The sequence below is a fragment of the Streptomyces flaveolus genome, assembly GCF_000716535.1.
GTDB lineage: Bacteria > Actinomycetota > Actinomycetes > Streptomycetales > Streptomycetaceae > Streptomyces > Streptomyces flaveolus_A.
This window is the reverse complement of the sequence record NZ_JNWV01000028.1, coordinates 90,411-108,888: the sequence shown is the minus strand read 5'-3', so window position 1 is coordinate 108,888 and position 18,478 is coordinate 90,411. Positions and strand designations below refer to the sequence as shown.

The following is an 18,478-nucleotide window of genomic DNA, read 5'->3' as shown; positions in this document are numbered from 1 at the left end:
CCGCGGCACCTCACCCGCGGCGGACGCGAAAAAGCGGGCCCGGCCCGGGAATTCCCCGGTGCCGGGCCCGCTCTTCGGACGGGAACGCGTTATGCGGTTTCTTCGGGCAGCGGCTGCCAGCGCGCCCCGCCCTCGCCGTGCACGACCCGTCCGAGCTGCCCCTGCGCGAAGTGGTTGGCGAAGGCCAGGGTGTCCGGGCGCGTCAGCTCGGCCAGCATCTCCCGCCGTGTGCGCACCGCCTGCTCCGGCAGGGCGTCCATCGACACCCGCCAGTCGGGGCGGGCCAGTTGGGCGGGGCTGTGGAAGACGTCCCCGAACGCGATCACCCGCCGTCCGCCGGCCGAGACGACGTACGCCGTGTGGCCGCGCGTGTGTCCGGGGGCGGGCCACGCGGTGACGCCGGGGAAGATCTCCTGCCCCGGGGCCACCGCGGGGCCGGCGGCCTCCGGGGGTGCCGGCCAGTCGGCCCATTCCTCCGCGGAGGCCAGCAGCGTGGCCCGCGTGAACGGGGAGGGACGGTCCGGGCCGGGCCGGAACGCCCATCCGATGTGGTCGTCGTGCAGGTGTGTGAAGGCGACGGCGTCGATGTCGGCGGGGTCGCGGCCGGCCCGTGCGAGGGCGTCGGGGAGCCGTCCGCCGTGGATGGCGCCGATGGTGTCGATGGTGTCGGCGGCCGGGATGTCGTGCGGCCCGAACCCGGCGTCGAGGAGCAGGGCCCGGCCGTCGTACTCCACGAGCAGGCTTGCCACGGACGTCCCGAGGTAGCCCTGGTCGTCCAGGAGACCGGCGTGGTCGTCCGTCCAGTCGCGGTCCGTCGAGTCGGGCAGCCAGCGCCGCGGGTGCAGTTGCACCGCGCCGTCGGGGACGACCGTGACGGTGTGGTCGCCCAGGCGCAGCGAACGGAGCGCGCCGGGCGGGGAGCTGAGCCCCGTGGGGAGCGGCATGGTGATCCTTCGATGGGTGACGTCGTCGTGGCCGCCCGGCAGGCCGGAACCGGTGTCCGGCCCCACCGGGCGGACCCGTCAGACCGCCTCGTTGGCCCGGACGGGGGTCTCGGCCGGTACCGGCGTCTCCTTGACGGCCGCGGCCGGCTTCGGCAGCGCCAGCGCCAGGCCGACGGTGAGCAGGATCAGCACGGCCGAGGTGAAGGTGGCCGCCTGGAGCCCGTCGGACAGCTCGGCCGGGGCCGGGTCGGAGCCGCTGACCGCGTTGGAGACGGCGACCAGCACGGCCAGGCCCACGGCGGCACCGACCTGCTGACCGCTGGTTGCCAGGCCGGACGCCAGGCCCTGGAGCTTCTCCTCGACACCCGTGGTCGCCGCGGAGAACATGGCGGTCCAGATCACGCCCTGCGCGATGCTGAAGATCACGATGCCGGGGACCATCTGCGCGTACGTCGAGCCGTTGCCGAGGAAGGCGGCGAACACCGCCGTACCGATCGCGCCGACGACCAGGCCGATGACCAGGGTGCTGCGCACGCCGATCGCGGTGGACATCTTGCCGCCGATCACGGTGCCGACGAGGATGCAGGCGCACGGCAGGATGAAGGCCAGGCCGGTGGCCAGGGCGCTCCAGTCGCGCACGGTCTGCAGCGCGAGGGTGATGAAGTACGCGCTCGCACCGAAGGTCGCCATGAACGCGAACGTGATCATGGAACCGAGGCGCAGGCTGCGGAAGGAGAACACCCGCAGCGGCACCAGCGGGTCGGCGGTGCGCGACTCGATGACGACGAAGCCGACGATCAGGGCCGCCGCGGCGACGAAGCTGACCAGGGTGACGGGCGCGGCCCAGCCGGCCTCGGGCCCCTGCACGAGAGCGAAGACCAGCAGCAGGGCACCGCCGGTGACGGTGATGCCGCCGGGCAGGTCGAAGCCCTGCCGGCGCTCGGTCGGCTGGTCGGCGGGGATCGCCCGGAGTCCGAGCAGCGCGACGCCCAGGGCGAGGGGGACGTTGACGAAGAACACCGCGGCCCAGCCGAACGCCTGCGTCAGCACACCGCCCAGCAGCGAGCCGACCACCATGCCGCTGCTGCCGGTGGCACCCCACACGCCCAGGGCCCGGTTGCGCTCGGGCCCCTCCTCGAAGTTGCCGGTGAGCAGGGACAGGGTGGCCGGTGCGAGGAAGGCGCCGCCGATGCCCTGCACCGCTCGAGCGGCGACCAGGACCCAGGGGTCCGAGGCCAGACCTCCGAGCACGGAGGCGAGCGCATAGAGCGCCAGGCCGGTCAGGAACATCCGGCGCCGGCCGAGCAGGTCGGACATGCGACCGCCGAGCAGCAGGAAGCCGCCGAACGCGACGGCGTACGCGCCGATCACCCACTGGAGCTGCTGGTCCGAGAAGCCCACGCCGGAACCGATGTCCGGAAGGGCGACGAACACGATGCTGTAGTCCAGGGCGATGATCAGCTGGGCCAGCGCCAGGGCCGCCAGGATGAGCCCTTTGTGACGCGCGGAACCAGACGAAGTCATGGCTCTGAGTACCTCTCTGAATAGAGCGGAAGGCAGGGAAGGGACGGGCCGGACCGGACGGCGGATCCGTCCGGCGGGCCACCGAGCCAGAGATACTTCTAGCTCGGATACTACTAGCTCGAACTATCCGAGTCCGAAGCTAGGGCTTGGCGGGCAACTTCCGCAAGGGAAGGCCGAGTTCGGATGTTTCCAACTCGCACGATCCGACCGGCCGCGTGTGCGAGGCCGCCGGGTACGATGACGACATGGCGCACTCGAACACCCCCGGCCGGCTCGCAGACGGCGACGTGTGCAGCCTGGTCAACGCCCTGTCACAGGCGATCGAACGGCACACCCGGCAGGTCTCCGACCGGTTCGGGCTCACCTCGGCGCAGGCGGTCGCCCTGCGCGAGCTGCCCGAGCCGCGGACCCTGCGGGAACTGGCCCGGCGGATGCACTGCGAGGCGTCGAACGCGACGTTCGTCGCGGACCGGCTGGAGGCCATGGGCCTGCTGGAGCGCCGGCCGCACCCGACCGACCGGCGCGCCAAGCTGCTGCACCTGACACCCGAGGGGGCGGCGCTGCGCAGGAAGGTCGTCAAGCAGCTCCAGGTGGACTCGCCGATCGGGCGGCTCACCGACGAGGAGCAGACGACCCTGCGCGACCTGCTGGCCCGGGCCGCCGACTGAGCGACCACGCACCGGCAGCCGTTCGGACGGCCGGTCAGGCAGGCACCGCGGAGACGGAGAAGGCCGGTGACACCTCCCGGATCCAGTGGCCGATCCGTTCGGCGTCACCGCCCGAGTGCGGCCGGAGCAGGATCAGTTGGCGACCCGGCCGGCAGGACAGGTCGAGACAGACCTGGTTCAGGGACACCTGCCCCAGGCCGGGATGGCGCACCACCTGGGTGATGCCCGACCCGTCGCTGATGCGGTGCTGGTCCCACAGGTCGGCGAAGAACGGACTGCGTTCGCGCAGGCGGCCCACGAGGGAGGCGAGCCGTGGATCGCCCAGGAACTCGCCGCTCTGTGTGCGGAACCGGGCCACCGCGTCGGCCGCGTCGCGCTCCCACAGGGGGAACCGGCTCCGGGCGCCCTGGTCGAGGAAGAGCGTCTCCAAGTAGTTCGAGTGTCCTCCTTCGACGCCCAGCAGACGCTCGGCGGCGATGTTGGCGGCCGTGATGTCCCAGTAGCGGTCCAGGAAGTACGCCGGGCCGGGCAGGAAGTCGTCGACGATCCCGGCGCCGAGCGGATCGTCGTCCTCCACGCCGGCCCGGGGGCGGCGGGGTGCGGTGTAGCCGGCCAGCCGCATCACGTACAGACACTGCGCCTCGTCCAGCCGCAGGACACCGGCGATGGCCGCGAGGATCTCCGGGGAGACGTTCTTCGCCCTCCCCTGCTCGATCCACGCGTACCAGGACGCCCCGATACCCGCCAGCATGGCCACCTCCTCGCGGCGCAGACCGCTCAGCCGGCGGGATCCTCCGCCCGGCAGCCCGACCTGCTCCGGAGTGACCTCCGCACGCCGGGCCGCCAGGAAGCTGCCGAGTTCGGCGAACCTCAGGTCGGCCGGCTTGGCCGGCGCCGGAGCCTGGACGGCATCCCGCCGCGGGGCGGGCATCGCCTCCCGGCGCTTGCGGCGGATCACTGACAACGCGACGCCGGATGCCGGAGATCCAGTACCAGTCATCATGGTGCCCCTCCTCCGTGTACAACGTTCGCGCCCCCCGTCTCGGTGCGCTCACAACATAATAGGTACCGTTATTTTTCCTGAGGCTGGAAGAGAGTAATATTTTTTATTTTTACTGATCCTTGACCGTCGAGAGAGAGGGTCCGGCCCGGTCTGTTCCCGCCACCTTGCTGACCATGGGGTTGCGGCCGGACGTACCACACATAAAGATAACGAGCGCTATCATTGTTCGACGGGCGTGCGGGTCTCCGCAGCCGCGGGAACAGCCCACCGAACGTGCGGAGGCCAGGAGCATGGTCAGTCAGGAGCGGGCCGAGCGGACGCGAGGGCGTCTACTGGAGGCGGCTGCCAGGGAGTTCTCCCTGCAGGGGTACAGCGGTACGTCGCTCCAGCGCATCAGCAGGTCCGCCGGCGTCACCATGGGCGCCCTGACCTTCCACTTCCCCACCAAGCCGGCCCTGGCGGAAGACGTGCACGCCCGGGGGTCGGAGATCACCCGCGAGGCGGTGGCACGCACCGGCGCGGAGCCGCTGGAGGAGCCCGACCACCCGCTCCTCCAGCGGGTCATCCGCATCTCGCACACCGTGGCGGCCCTGCTCTGCGAGGAGCCGACCGTGCGGGCCGCCGGCCGGCTGACCCGGGAAGGGGCGCCCGGTCCCGCGGACTGGACCGACTCCTGGCTGCCCGACGTACGCGGCCTGCTGGACCAGGCGAGCCGGGAGAAGGAGCTGCGCACCGGTGTCGACCCCGAGATCGTGGCGCTGCTCCTGCGGTACCTGATCCTGGGCGTGCTGGACTCACCCCAGCCCACCGAGGGCTGCGCCTCCCACCTCGCCCGGCTGAACGCGGTCTGGGCCGTCCTGTTGACCGGCCTGATCGGCAACGCGGTGGACGCGGCCCAGGCGGGGGACGGGCCGGGCTGAACGGCCCCGCGGGCGCACCGGGCGCGATGACGCCACGGCCACCCGCCCGGCCGCCCATCGGCCGGCACCCGGCACCACAGCCACTCGCCCACCGCGGCCGCCGTCGGCCGGCGCCCCGTGCACGGCGGTCATCCGGTCGACTGCCGTTGCCGGACGCTCGTTGACCGCCGCGCGTCGGGTGAGCCGGGACCGGGTCCGTCAGACCGCGCTACAGCCTCCGTCGACCGGGACGGCCGCGCCGGTGACGAAGGACGACTGGTCGCTGAGGAGCCAGGCGGCGGCTCGGGCGATCTCCAGGGGGTCGGCCATGCGCCGCTGGATGGCGCGGGAGACGCCCTGGGTCTCCACCTCGGGGTACCGCTCGATCACCGCCTCCATCAGTTCCGTCCGCGTGGTGCCGACGACCAGGGCGTTGACCCGGATGCCCTGGTCGCCGTACTCGGCCGCCGCCGCCCTCGTCAGACCGATCAGCGCGTGCTTGGCGGCGACGTACGGAGCCGCGGCCCCGGTGGCGAACTGCCCCGCCGTGCTGGAGGTGTTGACGATGGTGCCGCCCTGGTGGGCGAGCATCGCCGGGATCTGGTAGCGCATGCAGTTCCATCCGCCGCGCACGTTGACGTCCATGATCTGGTCGTAGACTTCGTCGGGCAGCTCGTGCAGCCGCACGCCCGCCGTCCCCCAGCCGGCGTTGTTGAACGCCGCGTCCAGGGAACCGAACGAGGAGACGGCGGTGTCGACGACACGGCGCACGTCCTCCGCCGAAGTGACGTCACCCGGGCACGGCAGCGCCCGGCCCCCCTCCGCACCGATCTCCGCCGCCAGCTTCTCCAGCTTCTCCTCGCGCCGCGCCATGAGGACGACCGCCGCCCCCTGCGCCGCGAGATGGCGGGCCGTCGCGGCGCCGATGCCGCTGGACGCCCCCGTGATCATGACCGTCTTGCCCGTGAACACGTCGTTCCCCTCCCCGTTGTCTCCGGACAACCGGTTCGGTCCCCGCCGAACCGGCCCCTCCTTGTCATGCCTGAGTCAGATGAACTCCCGGGCGTGATCGGTGGCCCATTCCCGGAAGGTCCGCGGTCGCCTTCCGAGCAGCCGCGCCAGCGTGCCGTCGTCACACGCGGCGGCCGCTCCCCCGGCTCGCCGTCGTGCGCCGGACACCAGGGCGTCGGCGATCCGCTCGCCGTACCGGCGGCTCCAGCCGGCGCGGGCCTCTTCCTCCGCGATCTCCTCGAACGCCAGGTGCCTGCCGAGGACTTCGGCGAGGACACCGGTCTGCTCGCGCGGTGACAGTGCTTCCGGGCCCGCCAACGCGTAGGTGCGGCCCAGGTGCTGAGGATCCGTCAGCGCCGCGACCGCCGCCATGGCGACGTCCCTCGGGTCGACACAGGCCGTGCGCGCCGCGCCGCCGAAGGCCCGTACGGCGCCCCGGTCGCGGATGGACGGCGCCCAGGCGAGCGCGTTCGACATCGGCGTGCGGATGCGCAGCACGGTCCAGGACAGCCCGCTGTCGCGCAGCAGTTCCTCGCTCCGCCGGTTCCAGCGGGCGACCAGGTCGTCGGCGCCCGGGTCGGCGACACCGCACCAGGAGAGCTTCACGGCGTGCCGCACCCCGCCGGCGCGGGCGGCGGCCAGGACGCGCTCGTCGTCCTCCGGCCGCAGCGGGTTCGCCGTGACCACGAAGACGGCGTCGGCGCCGTCGAACGCGCGGCGCAGCGACTCCAGGTCCGTGTAGTCGCCCCGGACGGCCGGGCCGGGCAGTCCGAGCGCCGCGGCCTTGCCCGGGTCCCGCACGAACAGGCTGTGCCGTGCCGGTGCGCGCTGCGCGAGGAGCCGTGCCACATGACGTCCGACGGCTCCCGTGGCACCGGTGACGACGATCCTCGGGCCGGCGGTCCCGGTGGCGGGTTCGCCGGTGCGGGACCGGGCGGGCGTGCCGGGTGTCGTCACGCGGACTTCCCGCGCGACTCGTCCAGTTGCATGCGGTTCAGCGCGCTCGGGGTGGCGATGGTGGGCAGCAGCACGTTCCACATCTCCGTCACTCGCTGGGGCAGGTCCCGACGACCGCTCTCCAGGTGGGCATGCATCTGTGCGCCGGTGCACGCGTTGACGATCAGGCGTGCCACCGCGTTCACGTCGACGTTGGCGCGAACCTCACGCTCCTTCTGGGCGAGGGCCAGGTCCTGCCCCATCACCTCGGTCCACTGCTGGTGCGAGTTCTCCTCCGGACCGATGAACAGGTCCTGCTCCATGACGAGGCGAGCGCCGGCCAGCAGGAAGGGATCGTCAAGGAGCTTGTGTGCCCATGTCAAGGTGATGTCGATCGCATGCTGGAGGCCCCGGGACTCGTGCGGCGGCGTCACGCGGTCCGGCTGGCTGCGCACGATCTCCCGGGCCAGGGCCTCCTTGTTCTCGAAGTGGAAGTACATCGCCCCGAGCGTCAGGCCGGCCCGCTGCGTGATCTTGGTGACGCTCGCACCGGCGAAGCCGCTCTCCGCGAACACTTCGGCGGCGGCGCGCGCGACGAGCGCACGGGTGCGCACCGCGCGCTCCTGCTTGACCTCCCGCTTGCCCGTGAGTTCAGCCATCGACCAGCCCTCCGCAGTCACCCTCGACAAAAAAAAGAACTATCTCTATCTTACGACGTGGCTCCGGCCGGCACCACGCTGTCACCCACCTTTGCGCAACTCGCGCCGACACCTTGTTCGGGGGACTCCGATGGCTACGCCCACCAGGCAGAGAATCGTTTCATCCCGCTCCTCTGCCTCCGACGTCAAGCAGTACGCAGGCAAGGTCGACCTCACCGAGGTACTGGTCGCCGACTGGCACCCGGTGACCGATCGCACCCACGCGGTGACCGTCGAATGGCCCGCGCACCACCCGTTCTACACCACCACTGCGCACCGGCACGGTCTGCTGTTCTTCATCGAGAGCGTCCGCCAGGCCCTGGCCGTGGCGAGCCATCTCGGGCTCGGTGTCCCCCGGGGCTACCGCATGGGCTGGGAGAGGCTGACCTGCACCGCATCGCCCGAGGCCCTGGTCACCGGCCCGGACCCGTCCGTCGTCCGGCTGACGATCACGCACGACGACGTCGTCCGGCGCAAGTCGGGCGTGTGCCGGCTCACCGCCCGGGTGCAGGCCACCCGGAACGGAATGCCGCTGGGCACCGCCCACATCGGCTACACCGCCTATCCGCCGGCCCTGTACGACAGACTGCGCGGCGCTCGCGCCGACGCGAAGGCGGCCTTCGCCCGCGCCCTGCCGCCGGGGCCCGCCGTCGAACCCGCGCTGGTGGGCCGTACCGACACGCGCGACGTGACGCTCGCGCCGGACCCCTCGGGCACTTCCGCCGGTCCGGGCGGCACACCGCGCCGGTGGGCCCTGCGGAGCGACACCACGCACCGCATCCTCTTCGACCACCCCCACGACCACATACCCGGCATGGTCCTGCTGGAGGCCGTGATCCAGGCCGCCCACGCCGACGCGGCCCCTCTGGCGGCCGTCCCGGTGGAACTCGACACCGTCTTCCACCGCTACGTCGAGTTCGACCTGCCGTGCGCCATCGTCACGGACGACACCGGGACGGACGAGCCCGGCCGGCAACGGCGGCGCGTCAGCGGCGTCCAGGACGGGCAGACCGCCTTCACCACGCTGATCACCAGCATCGTCCCGGACCAGGCACCGCCGCTCCCCCACGACCGGCGGATCGGAACGGTCGCCGGCTGACCCCAGGCGCAGCGCACCCACACCCGGGAAGCCGCGGTGGCTCCACGCCACCGCGGCTTCCCCCTTTTTTTCGCGGGCCGCTACGGGCCACGGGCCGGCTCGGCTGCTTGTTGGTGACAGCAATCGTGTTTGTGGTGATGGGCTCGCCGACGCTGTTGAATTTGGAGTCTGGGTAACTCGGGCGGCTGTTGCCATGATTCTTCTGTCCCGCTCAGCCCGACCCGAATTCCCACGAGGAGACAGAGATGAATCTGTCCATTTCCGGTACCTATTCCGTCGGCAAGACGCTCACCAGCATGGCGCTCGCACACCTCACCGGCATTCCGCGCACCTCCGCCCCCACCATGCGGGAACTGCTCCCCATATCGCTCCCCGGCAAGACCCTGGAGGAGTGCAACGGCGCCGAGCTGATCATGCTGATCACACGGCGGATCCAGGGCCGGGCGGTCGCCGAGAGCCACCTGCCGAACGGATTCATCTCGGACGGGTCCGCCCTGCACGAGTGGTCCTACGCGACCGTGCGCGTCAAGGTCGGCATCAACCCGAACGAGTCCGTGGACCTGGACAACGTCGAGATGACCGACGAAGTCCGGTTCTACGCCGAGGTGATGAAGCAGATCGCCATTCCGGCGAAGCAGCACACCAAGCAGTCGTACGACGCGTTCGTGCACCTGCCGATCGAATTCCCCATCGTCGAGGACGGCCACCGCCCGGTGAACGAGCGCTTCCGGCAGCTCGCGGAGGAACTCCTGCTGAAGACGCTGGAGGAGCTGGAAATCCCGGTGCACGTGGTCGGCGGAACCATTCCGGAGCGGCTGGCGAAGATCGTGGACATCTTCGGCTTCACGCCCGTCATGAGCATCGAAGAGGCCATCGACCGGGCCGAGGACGAGTACTCCAAGATCGACACCCGCAACGAGCTGGAACGGCTGGCCGACGTCGCCGCGTGAACCGCGCCGCGCACAAGCGCGGCACCACCGCGGCACAGCCGCATCGTGGAAGAACGCATCGCGGAAGAACGCATCGCAGAAGAAGGAGAGAGACCACGTGAGAATCGCATTCGTCGGCGCCTACGGAAACGGCAAGACGACCCTCACCACCGAACTGCCCGAGCGGCTCGGTCTGGAACGGGTCCACGGCAGCGCCATGCGCGACCCGGCCGGCGGCACCCCCAAGGCGCTGGAGGAGACCAACGAGCCCGAGCTGATCCAGCTCGCGGTGCGTCGCTTCACGGAGCGCGCCGTCGACGAGGCCCGGCTCCAGGACGGTTTCCTCTCGGACGGTTCGGTGCTCCACGAGTGGGTCTACAGCAAGGTGCGGCTCGCCGTGGGCCGTTACCCCGAGCCGTCGGTCACCCTCGCCGACGTGCACGCCTCCACCAGCCCCTACGAGGAGGTCGTGGACCAGCTCGCCCTGCTGGGCAAGGAGCACGCCACGGCGAACTACGACGTCGTCATCCACTGCCCGGTGGAATTTCCGCTGCCGGAGGGCGTCGACCCGATCAGCGAGCGCTTCCGCACCCTGTCCGACGAGCTGATGCTGGAGATCGTCAAGACGCTCGACGTCCCGCTGCACATCGTCACGGGAAGCCTCGAGGAGCGCATCGAGCAGGTCCTGAAGATCGTCGGCCTGCCGCAGACCGTGTAGCGGCCTGACCGGTAGCAGGCCCACCCGCCGGCGTCGTCCACCTCCGTCCACCTCCGGGCGTCGCCCCCCAATCCCCCCTCCAGCCCCCTGACTGCCCTCGTTCACGGCAAGGAGAGCACCGTGCACAGCGGAATCGGAGTGTTCCTTTCCCCCCTCCACGCCCCGGGTCAGGACCCCCACCTGACCATCCGGCGTGACCTCCAGCTCGTCGAGCACCTCGACGAGCTGAACTACGACGAGTGCTGGTTCGGCGAGCACCACTCCCTGGCCTGGCCGACGATCGGCGCCCCCGAGACGATCATCGCGGCCGCCGCCGAGCGGACCCGGCAGATCAAGCTGGCCAACGGCGTCGTGCCGCTGCCCTTCCACCACCCGTACAACGTGGCGACCCGTGCCCTGATGCTCGACCACCTCACCCGGGGCCGCTACATCCTCGGCGTCGGCCCCGGCGCCACCCCGAACGACTCGCACCAGTTCGGGGTGGCGCAGGACGACCTGAAGCGCATGGCGAGCGAGGCGATCCCCGTCGTCCGGGAGCTGGTCAACGGCGAGGAGCGGGTGAGCGCCAAGACCGACTGGTTCGTGCTCCAGGACGCCAAGATGCAGCTCCCCCGCTACAGCAAGCCGGGCATCGAGATGGCCATCTCCAGCATCGGCACGCCCAACAGCCCCAGGGTGGCCGGGCAGTTCGGGCTGAGCCTGGTGTCGTGGGGCGCCCCGCCGCCCGGACTGCCGGCCGTGGACCTGGCCCAGCAGTGGCGCTACGCCGAGGAGTCCGCCGAGGAGCACGGCAACACGATGGACCGGGCCAAGTGGCGGGTCGTCGTACCGCTGTACATCGCCGAGACGCGTGAGCAGGCCTACCAGGACGTGCGCCAGGGCTTCTCCGAGTGGCTGTGGGGCTACTGGGGCAAGGCCGCCGGCTTCGACGTCGCCGCGAGCATGGAGGGCGTCAAGTCCTCGCAGGAGCTGGAGGCGGGGGTCGAGCAGGGCCTGGCGATCGTCGGCTCCCCCGAGGACGCCGTCGCCGCGATCGAGCGGCTCCAGGAGCAGACCGGCGGCTTCGGCACGTTCCTCGTCTACGCCATGAACTGGGCGTCCTTCGAGAAGACGAAGCGCAGCTACGCGCTGCTGGCCGAGCAGGTGGCCCCGCGCTTCTCGGGCTCCACCGCGCGCGGTGACGAGTCCATCCAGTGGAGCATCGACAACCGCCACATCTTCCCCCACACCGAGGCCCGTCGCGCCCGGGAGGCACGCGAGACCCAGCCGGCCTGACCGCCCGAGCACGCCCACCGCCACCCAGACCGACAGCGACCCCGGACGGGCGCTGTCGGTCTGCCGCGTCGTACCGCCCCGGCGCAGCGCGTCCAGTGGTGCGACCTCTGGCGGCTGGGCCATTCGTGTGTGCCGTCTTGACCGCCCCCGGGGGTCCTCCTATGGTCGCGCTACCGACCGGACGTAGGACGTAGGACGTCGTATCTCCCTCCCACCCTCCCCCATCCACCCGCTGGAGGACCCGTGCGCGACGACGACGTGAACCCCGGCGTACCGGCACCGCTTCGCCGGCAGTTCCTGAAGTACTCGGGCGCGCTCGGCGCGGCCCCCGCCCTGGCCGCCTGTTCCGCCGGTCCGGAGTCGACGAACGACACCGGAGGCGGCGGCAGCGGCGAGGACCGGACGCTGACCGCGGTGATCGGGTACGGCAACGACGGCAGCTGGGACCCGACACAGACCGCGTCGGCGTTCGCGATGGCCGCCAACAACCACATCTACGAAGGCCTGTTGGACACGGACCCGATCACCCGGGAGCCGTATCCGGCGCTGGCCACCGCGATCCCCGGCGACCCGTCCGCCACCACCTGGCGGTTCTCGCTCCGCCCCGGTGCCACCTTCCACGACGGCAAGCCCGTCACCGCCGACGACGTCGTGTTCGTCTTCGACCGGATTCTCGACCCGGACACCCAGACGCTCGCCAAGGGGTTCTTCGCCTCCTGGCTGGACTCCGTGCGGAAGGCCGACGCCCGGACCGTCGAGCTCGTCCTCAAGTTCCCCTTCCCGGACGGTCTTTCCCGGCTCACCCTCGCCAAGATCATGCCCCGGCACGTCTTCTCCCGGCCCGGCGCCTGGGACGACGCCATCAAGGGACTGGCCGTGGGCTCGGGGCCGTACCGGCAGACCGCGCACCACCCGAAGTCGAACACCACCTTCGAGGCGTTCGCCGCCTACAACGGTCCCCGCAAGCCCGCCTTCCGGAAGATGAACTGGCTGACCATCGTGGACGCGGCACCGCGCGTCGCGAAGATCTCCGGGACCGGCGCCGGCGCGCAGATCGCCGACAACATCCCCTACGCCAACATCCCCCGGCTGGAACAGGGCGGGCTGAAGGTGGCCGGCGGTGCCGGGATGAACAACCTCTTCCTGATGTTCAACACCCGGCACGCGCCCTTCGACGACGTCCGCGTCCGCCAGGCCCTGCACTACGCCGTCGACACCGAGAAGATGGTGCGGGTCGCGCTGAAGGGCCACGGCAGGCCCGCGTCCTCGTTCCTCAACGAGGGCAACCCCGGCTACCGCCGGGCCAAGACCGTCTACGACCACGACCCGGACAAGGCCAGGGCCCTGCTGAAGGCCGCCGGGGTCACCGGCCTCGAGATCGAGATCCTCGCCGTCAACGTCAGTTGGATCGTGGACTGCCTGCCGACCATCAAGTCCTCCTGGGACGCGATCGGCGTACGGACCACCCTGGCGCCGCAGGAGACCACGGCCGTCTTCACCAAGATGGACCAGAAGCAGGACTACCAGGTGGTCGCGGCGGCCTCCAACCCGAACCAGTTCGGCCGCGACGCCGACCTGATCATGCACTACAACTACGGGCCCGGGAACCTGTGGATGCGGTACACGCGGTGGGCCGGCCACCCCGTCGCCCAGCGGCTCTTCAAGGACATGGACCGGGCGACCCGGGAGCCGGATCCCGCGAAGAAGAAGGCGATGATCCAGGACTACATCGACGTCGTCGCCGAGCAGGCCGTGCTCTACCCGGTGGTCCACAACGAGCTGATGACCGCCTGGGACCCGCGCGAGCTCAGCGGGATAAGGGCCCAGCCGTACCCGGGCGTCAACCTGCTCCAGGCCAAGTGGGTCTGACGGCATGACGGCCGTCGTACGGATCCTGCTCCGCCGGGTCGCCCTGCTCGTGCCCCTGCTCCTCGGCATCGTGCTGTTCGTGTTCCTGGTGATGCGGTTCTCGGACGTCGACCCGGCGTCCGCGTTCTTCCAGGGCGCCAACCCGACCCCCGGGCAACTGCACGACTTCCGGGAGCGCAACGGGCTGCTGGACCCGCTCCCCCTGCGGTACGTCCACTTCGTCGGCGACCTGCTCCACGGCGACCTCGGCACCAGCGCCCTCACCCGCGCGCCCGTGGCCGGCCAGGTCACCACCGCGCTGCCCCTCACCCTCCAGCTCACCTTCCTCGGTCTCGCGCTCGCCGTCGTGCTGGCGCTGGCGGGCGGGGTGACGGCGGCGGTGTACCGGGACCGGCTGCCGGACCAGGTCATCCGGGTCGTCTCGCTGGTCGGGGTGGCCGCGCCCGGCTTCTGGCTGGCGCTGCTGATGATCCAGTACCTGGCCGTGGACCGCGGCTGGTTCCCGACCGGCGGCTACGTCAATCCCGCCGACTCCGTCACCGGCTGGCTGAGGACCATGGCCCTGCCCGCGTTCGCGCTGTCCCTGCCGGTCGCCGCCCAGCTCACCCGGATCGTCCGGACCTCCGTGGTGGAGGAGCTGGACAAGGACTACGTCCGGACGGCGATCGGGAACGGACTGCCGCCCCGGGTCGTCGTCGGGCGGAACGTGCTGCGCAACGCGCTCGTCAATCCCCTCACCGTGCTCGGGCTGCGGGTCGGCTACCTCCTCGGCGGTGCCGTCGTCATCGAGACGATCTTCTCGCTGCCGGGCATGGGGAAGCTGATGATCGACGCCGTGCAGAACGGCGATCCGGCCGTCGTGCAGGGCGTCGTCCTGACCACCGCCACCGGGTTCGTCGTCGTCAACCTCGTCATCGACATCCTGTACCTGCTGGTCAACCCACGTTTGAGGGCGGCCTGATGGTCACGCGCGCGCACCTCGTCGAGCGGCTCTCCCGGCCCGGTGGCCTCCGGCTGCGCGGCCGGCGCCGGCTGCCGCCGCTGTCCAGGATCGCCGTCTGCTTCCTGGGTGTCGTCATTGTCGTCGCCGTCCTCGCTCCCGTCCTCGCCCCGCACGATCCGCTCGACCAGCAGGACCCGGCCGGCGGGACCGGGGCGCCGTCGGCCGGGCACTGGATGGGGCAGGACAGCCTCGGCCGGGACGTCCTCAGCCGGCTGATGTACGGCGCCCGCTGGTCCCTCGCCATCGGGCTGGGCGCGACCGCGCTGGCCCTCGTCGTCGGCGCCCTTCTCGGGGCGCTGGCCGCCACCTCCCGCAAGGCGGTGGACGAGACGCTGATGCGCTGCCTGGACGTGGTGATGGCGTTCCCGGGCATCGCGCTCGCGGCCGTGCTGGTGGCCGTGTTCGGCGGCGGGATCGGCGTGCTGATCTGTGCCATCGCGTTCCTGTTCACCCCGCCCGTGGCGCGGGTCGTACGGGCCAACGTGCTGGACCAGTACGGCGAGGACTACGTCACCGCCGAGCGGGTCATCGGCGCCCGCACCCCGCACATCGTGCTGCGGCACGTGGCCGTCAACTGTGCCGCGCCGGTGCTGGTGTTCTGCACGGTCCAGGTCGCCGAGGCCATCGTGTTCGAGGCCTCGCTGTCCTTCATCGGCGCGGGCGTCCGGCCCCCGGACCCGTCCTGGGGCAGTGTCATCGCGGACGGCAAGAACATGGTGCTGACCGGAGGCTGGTGGGCGACCGTCTTCCCCGGGCTGCTGATCCTGCTCACCGTGCTGGCGCTGAACATCCTCTCCGAGGGCGTCTCGGACGCGTGGGCGGCGCCCGCGCCCCGCGAGGTGGCGGCACCGGCGGACCGGCTCCAGACCCCGGAACCCGGCACCGGCGGGGTGCTGCCGCTGCCCGGTCTCGCCGAGGCCGCCCGGCGGCTGCGCTCCCGGGCCCGGCCGCTGCCGGACCGGAGCGGGCAGCCGGTGCTCGCCGTGGAGCACCTCGCCATCGGCTTCCCGGACCGGCACCGGGGCGTGGACGTCGTCGCCGGCGTCGGCTTCGAGGTGTACCCCGGTGAAGTGCTCGGGCTGGTGGGCGAGTCGGGCTGCGGGAAGTCGCTGACCGCGCTGACCGTCATGGGGCTCCAGCCGAAGGGCGCCCGGATCAGCGGGCAGGTGCGGTTCCGGCAGCGGGACCTGCTGGCCGAGCCGATGCGGGTGCGGCGGCGGCTGCTGGGCCACGAGATGGCCATGGTCCACCAGGACGCCCTGTCCTCCCTGAACCCGGGCATGACCGTCCGGGCCCAGCTCAGGCAGCTCGTCCGGCGCGGGGGCAGGCACGGTCCGCGCGAGCTCATGGAGCTGGTCGGCCTGGACCCCGACCGCACCCTGCGCAGCTATCCGCACGAGCTGTCCGGCGGGCAGCGCCAGCGCGTGCTCATCGCCATGGCCCTCTCCCGCGACCCGAAGCTGATCGTCGCCGACGAGCCGACGACCGCCCTGGACGTCACCGTGCAGGCCCAGGTCATGGAGCTGCTGCTCAGGCTGCGGGCCGAGCTGGGCTTCGCACTGATCCTGGTCTCGCACGATCTGGCGCTGGTCGCCGACATCACCGACCGGGTGGCGGTGATGTACGGCGGGCAGATCGTGGAGACCGGGGTGACCGCCGACCTGGTGGCGGCGCCGGCCCACCACTACACGCGCGGGCTGCTCGGCAGCGTGCTCTCGCTGGAATCGGCCGAGGAACGGATGACCCAGATCAAGGGGGTCGTACCGGCCCCGGCCGACTTCCCGGCGGGCTGCCGGTTCGCCGACCGCTGCCCGCTCGCCACCGAGGTGTGCCGGACGACCGCCCCGGTCCTCGCGGGCACCCCCACCCATACGGCCGCCTGTCACCACCCGGCGGTGGAGCTGGCATCGGCGGACAGCGAGGAGGCCCTGCAGTGACCGCTGTCGTGGAGGTGCGGGACGCGCACGTCGTGCACAGGGCGCGCAGCGGCGGCCTGTTCCGGCGGGACCGGGTGTACGCCCTGACCGGCGCCGATCTCTCCGTCGGGCCCGGTGAGACGGTCGGGGTGGTCGGCGAGTCGGGGTGCGGGAAGTCGACGCTGGCGAAGGTGCTGGTGGGCATCCAGCGGCCGGTGTCCGGGACGGTGGCGTTCCGGGGCCGGGACCTGTGGGCGATGCCGGCCGCCGAGCGCAGGACCACGGTCGGCGCGGGCACCGGCATGATCTTCCAGGACCCGTCGACCGCGCTGAACCGACGGCTGACGGTCCGCCGTGCCCTGCGCGACCCGCTGGACGTCCACCGGCGCGGCACGCGTGCCGAACGGGAGGAACGGGTCCGGGAGTTGATGGCCCTGGTCGGTCTGCCCCCGGCGCTCGCCGACGCCCTGCCCGGACAGCTCTCCGGCGGGCAGCGGCAGCGCGTCGCCATCGCCCGCGCGCTCGCCCTGGACCCGGCCCTGGTCGTCGCCGACGAGCCGACCAGCGCCCTGGACGTCTCGGTCCGCGCACAGATCCTCAACCTGCTGCTCGACCTGAAGGAACGCCTCGGTCTCGCCCTGGTGTTCGTCTCGCACGACATCCAGACGGTACGGCGGATGAGCGACCGGGTGATCACCATGTACCTCGGCCGGATCGTGGAGGAGACCCCGGCCGGCCGGGTCACCGACGCGGCCCGGCACCCGTACACCCGCGCCCTGTTCTCGGCCACGCCCGGCCTGCTGGACCCCCTCGACCCGATCCCGCTGACCGGGCCGGTCCCCTCGGCGACCCGCCCGCCGAGCGGCTGCCCGTTCCGCACCCGCTGCTGGAAGGCCGACGAGGTCTGTGCCGAGTCGATGCCGGACTTCTCGGCCGCGTCACGGCCCGGACACCGCTACCGGTGCCACCATCCTGTTCAGGAGGACCAGCCGACCCGAGACCTAGCGCGCCAGGAGCCGTGAATGTCCCTTCCCACCCCGCTCACCGGTGTCGTCCCGCCCGTCTGCACGCCCCTGACGCCGGAGCGCGAGGTGGACGTGCCCTCGCTGCTGCGTCTGGTCGACTTCCTGGTGGAGGCCGGGGTGCACGGGCTGTTCCTGCTGGGCTCGACCTCGGAGGCGGCCTTCCTGACGGACGCGCAGCGCGCGCGGGTGGTGAAGGCCGTGACCGCGCACGTGGGCGGTCAGCTGCCCGTCCTCGCCGGGGCCATCGACATGACCACCCCGCGCGTCCTCGACCACGTCACGGCGGTCACCTCGGCGGGCGCGCGGGCCGTCGTCGTCACCGCGCCCTTCTACGCCCGCACCCACCCGTCCGAGATCGTCCACCACTACCGCCGGATCGCCGCCGCCAGTCCGGTCCCGGTGATCGCCTACGACATCCCCGTCGCCGTCCACACGAAGCTCCCCGCCGACCTGTTGCTAGGGCTGGCCGGGGACGGCGTACTGGCCGGGGTCAAGGACTCCAGCGGGGATCTGGCGGCCTTCCGGGAGGTGGTCACCGGCGCCCGCGCCCACCCCGGGTTCAGCGTGCTGACCGGCTCCGAGCTGATCACCGACGCCGCGCTGGCGCTGGGCGCCGACGGGGCGGTGCCGGGCCTGGCCAACGTCGACCCGCACGGCTATGTGCGCCTCTACCGCCAGTGCCGGGCGGGCGACGCCGAGGGAGCGCGGGCCGAACAGGAGCGGCTGTGCGCGCTGTTCGGGATCACCGGCGTCGGGGACCCCGCGCGGATGGGCGGCAGCTCGGCGGCGCTGGGCGCGTTCAAGGCGGCGCTGCACCTGCGCGGGATCATCGACTGCCCGGTGACCGCCGAGCCGCAGGTCCCGCTGTCCGGCGCGGAGGTCGAACAGATCGGCAAGCTGCTGGCGGCGGCGGGCCTGCTCGGCCTCGACTGCTAGGCACTCCCGTGGACCCCGCCGCCCC

At 71.8% G+C, this 18,478-nt stretch carries 17 protein-coding genes; 11 read left to right on the top strand and 6 right to left on the bottom strand.

Features of this window, described 5'->3' with window-relative positions:
- Positions 1 to 89: 89 nt before the first annotated feature.
- Positions 90 to 944: an MBL fold metallo-hydrolase gene (locus OO52_RS28875; protein WP_051819018.1), complete on the bottom strand. Its 855-nt coding sequence runs from the start codon at positions 942 to 944 to the stop codon at positions 90 to 92.
- A gap of 78 nt (positions 945 to 1,022) precedes the next feature.
- On the bottom strand, positions 1,023 to 2,468 hold the full coding sequence (locus OO52_RS28870; RefSeq protein WP_030657096.1) for an MFS transporter: 1,446 nt from the start codon (positions 2,466 to 2,468) through the stop codon (positions 1,023 to 1,025).
- Positions 2,469 to 2,713: 245 nt separating this feature from the next.
- Between OO52_RS28870 and OO52_RS28865 the strand changes: the two genes are divergently transcribed.
- Positions 2,714 to 3,136, top strand: coding sequence for a MarR family winged helix-turn-helix transcriptional regulator (locus OO52_RS28865; RefSeq protein ID WP_030657095.1), 423 nt, complete (start codon positions 2,714 to 2,716; stop codon positions 3,134 to 3,136).
- A 34-nt stretch (positions 3,137 to 3,170) separates the two neighbouring features.
- On the opposite strand, the gene OO52_RS28860 is transcribed toward OO52_RS28865, so the two are convergent.
- Entirely contained in the window at positions 3,171 to 4,139 is a 969-nt protein-coding gene (locus tag OO52_RS28860; RefSeq protein WP_234339814.1) for a helix-turn-helix domain-containing protein, read from the bottom strand.
- Between the two features lie 290 nt (positions 4,140 to 4,429).
- On the opposite strand from OO52_RS28860, the gene OO52_RS28855 reads away from it, so the two are divergent.
- Complete coding sequence (locus tag OO52_RS28855; RefSeq protein WP_030657090.1) at positions 4,430 to 5,059, top strand: TetR/AcrR family transcriptional regulator; 630 nt, start codon at positions 4,430 to 4,432, stop codon at positions 5,057 to 5,059.
- A gap of 198 nt (positions 5,060 to 5,257) precedes the next feature.
- On the opposite strand, the gene OO52_RS28850 is transcribed toward OO52_RS28855, so the two are convergent.
- The 3 genes from OO52_RS28850 to OO52_RS28840 form a co-directional block, all read right to left on the bottom strand.
- Positions 5,258 to 6,010: an SDR family NAD(P)-dependent oxidoreductase gene (locus OO52_RS28850; RefSeq protein ID WP_078877111.1), complete on the bottom strand. Its 753-nt coding sequence runs from the start codon at positions 6,008 to 6,010 to the stop codon at positions 5,258 to 5,260.
- A gap of 75 nt (positions 6,011 to 6,085) precedes the next feature.
- The gene (locus OO52_RS28845; protein ID WP_037630888.1) at positions 6,086 to 7,006 is read right to left on the bottom strand and encodes an NAD(P)H-binding protein; all 921 of its coding nucleotides are present in this window, start codon (positions 7,004 to 7,006) and stop codon (positions 6,086 to 6,088) included.
- Positions 7,003 to 7,644 (bottom strand): ScbR family autoregulator-binding transcription factor, encoded by a 642-nt coding sequence (locus tag OO52_RS28840; protein ID WP_030657084.1) that lies wholly within the window; start codon positions 7,642 to 7,644, stop codon positions 7,003 to 7,005. Before OO52_RS28840 ends, OO52_RS28845 begins: the two co-directional genes overlap by 4 nt.
- Before the next feature lie 130 nt (positions 7,645 to 7,774).
- On the opposite strand from OO52_RS28840, the gene OO52_RS28835 reads away from it, so the two are divergent.
- The 9 genes from OO52_RS28835 (at position 7,775) to OO52_RS28795 (ending at position 18,453) form a co-directional block, all read left to right on the top strand.
- Complete coding sequence (locus OO52_RS28835) at positions 7,775 to 8,782, top strand: ScbA/BarX family gamma-butyrolactone biosynthesis protein (protein ID WP_030657083.1); 1,008 nt, start codon at positions 7,775 to 7,777, stop codon at positions 8,780 to 8,782.
- Between the two features lie 245 nt (positions 8,783 to 9,027).
- Positions 9,028 to 9,732: an AAA family ATPase gene (locus OO52_RS28830; protein WP_014672609.1), complete on the top strand. Its 705-nt coding sequence runs from the start codon at positions 9,028 to 9,030 to the stop codon at positions 9,730 to 9,732.
- A gap of 97 nt (positions 9,733 to 9,829) precedes the next feature.
- Entirely contained in the window at positions 9,830 to 10,429 is a 600-nt protein-coding gene (locus OO52_RS28825; RefSeq protein ID WP_030657082.1) for an AAA family ATPase, read from the top strand.
- 120 nt (positions 10,430 to 10,549) lie between these two features.
- Positions 10,550 to 11,704, top strand: a complete 1,155-nt coding sequence (locus OO52_RS28820) for an LLM class flavin-dependent oxidoreductase (protein ID WP_030657081.1) — start codon at positions 10,550 to 10,552, stop codon at positions 11,702 to 11,704.
- A gap of 243 nt (positions 11,705 to 11,947) precedes the next feature.
- Complete coding sequence (locus OO52_RS28815; RefSeq protein WP_030657080.1) at positions 11,948 to 13,573, top strand: ABC transporter substrate-binding protein; 1,626 nt, start codon at positions 11,948 to 11,950, stop codon at positions 13,571 to 13,573.
- 4 nt (positions 13,574 to 13,577) lie between these two features.
- Entirely contained in the window at positions 13,578 to 14,534 is a 957-nt protein-coding gene (locus OO52_RS28810; protein ID WP_030657079.1) for an ABC transporter permease, read from the top strand.
- On the top strand, positions 14,534 to 16,513 hold the full coding sequence (locus OO52_RS28805) for a dipeptide/oligopeptide/nickel ABC transporter permease/ATP-binding protein (protein WP_030657077.1): 1,980 nt from the start codon (positions 14,534 to 14,536) through the stop codon (positions 16,511 to 16,513). The genes OO52_RS28810 and OO52_RS28805 overlap by 1 nt, the downstream gene beginning before the upstream one ends.
- Positions 16,510 to 17,514 (top strand): oligopeptide/dipeptide ABC transporter ATP-binding protein, encoded by a 1,005-nt coding sequence (locus tag OO52_RS28800; protein ID WP_030657075.1) that lies wholly within the window; start codon positions 16,510 to 16,512, stop codon positions 17,512 to 17,514. The genes OO52_RS28805 and OO52_RS28800 overlap by 4 nt, the downstream gene beginning before the upstream one ends.
- Positions 17,515 to 18,453: a dihydrodipicolinate synthase family protein gene (locus tag OO52_RS28795; RefSeq protein WP_030657072.1), complete on the top strand. Its 939-nt coding sequence runs from the start codon at positions 17,515 to 17,517 to the stop codon at positions 18,451 to 18,453.
- The last annotated feature ends 25 nt before the right edge of the window (positions 18,454 to 18,478 follow it).